The sequence below is a fragment of the Aetokthonos hydrillicola CCALA 1050 genome, from assembly GCF_017591665.1.
Classification (GTDB): Bacteria; Cyanobacteriota; Cyanobacteriia; order Cyanobacteriales; family Nostocaceae; genus Aetokthonos; species Aetokthonos hydrillicola.
Map to the genome: position 1 here is coordinate 2,740 of NZ_JAAKGC010000224.1, position 1,292 is coordinate 4,031.

1 protein-coding gene and 1 pseudogene are annotated in these 1,292 nt (G+C 47.5%); both read left to right on the forward strand.

Annotated elements, in window-relative coordinates:
• Window positions 1-255, forward strand: a pseudogene (locus tag G4P69_RS39765) (allophycocyanin); the annotation flags it as partial.
• Between the two features lie 142 nt (window positions 256-397).
• A partial coding sequence (locus G4P69_RS35960; RefSeq protein ID WP_208354699.1) for a P-type ATPase occupies window positions 398-1,292 on the forward strand: 895 nt, incomplete at its 3' end.

A 1,292-nucleotide genomic window follows, 5' to 3' on the forward strand; every position in this document is an offset into this window, starting at 1 on the left:
ACTGCTACCTGCCTGCGGGATATGGATTACTACCTGCGGTTGATCACTTATAGTGTTGTGGCTGGAGATACTACACCAATCGAAGAGATCGGAATCATTGGTGTTCGCCAAATGTACAGATCCCTCGGCACCCCAATTGAATCCGTTGCCGAAAGTGTCCGTGCCATGAAGAACATTGTTAGCACGATGTTGTCCGCAGAAGATTCTAGCGAAGTGGGCGGTTACTTTGACTACCTAATTAGTGCTCTCCAATAAGTAGACAGTTTGCAACTCGATTAATCAATTAAATCTAGGACTTACGCACTATACAAATCGAAAATCATGTGTATTAGGTTATTTCAGACTTGTAGAGGCGCTCATGCTTCCGCCCCTAAGATGGACTTCATAGCTGATTTATATGACACCTCATTCACCTGTTTGGACACTATCGGCTGAGCAAGTTTACGAAACTCTGTCAACTTCAGCACAGGGACTGTCAGAGGCAGAAACAGCACTTAGAATCAAACATTACGGGTTTAATGAACTGCCCGAACCAGCCCGAAGATCCCTATTACTGCGCTTCACCGATCAGTTAACCCATTTCATGGCACTCTTGCTCTGGGTTGCAGGTACGCTGGCTTTTATCTCAGGTACACCTGAACTCGGCTGGGCAATCTGGGCAGTGATCTGGATTAATGCTGGTTTCAGTTTTTGGCAAGAATTCCAGGCAGAACAAGCGTTAGCAGCACTTAATAAAATGTTGCCAGCCCAAGCTAAAGTGTTTCGAGATGGGACGTTATGTGAGATTTCCGTCAGGGAGATAGTTCCAGGAGACGTCATGCAATTGGAAGAGGGCGATCGCATCTGTGCCGATGCTAGACTAGTTTCAGCCCAATCTTGTTATATCGATGTCTCAGTACTGACTGGAGAATCGCTTCCGGTTGCCCGATCTGCGGAACCTGTCGTCACTGAAAAGATGCGTGCCTCTGAAGCAAGTAATCTCGTTTTTGCTGGTTCTACCGTTTCGGCAGGGCGTGGATTAGCTGTCGTGTATGCTACAGGTACTCAGACCGAGTTTGGTCAGGTTGCCCACCTAACTGCAACAGTGAAGCGAGAACCTAGCACCCTGGAAGTTCAAATCAACCGGGTGGTGCATGTTATTACGGCGATCGCTCTCGGCATGGGTATTTTGGTCTTCCTACTGACTAACCTTTTGGTGGGGATGGGAGCCAAGGAAAGCTTCATTTTTGCGATCGGGATTATTGTTGCGTTTGTCCCAGAAGGACTGCTCCCAACGGTTACTCTTGCTCTAG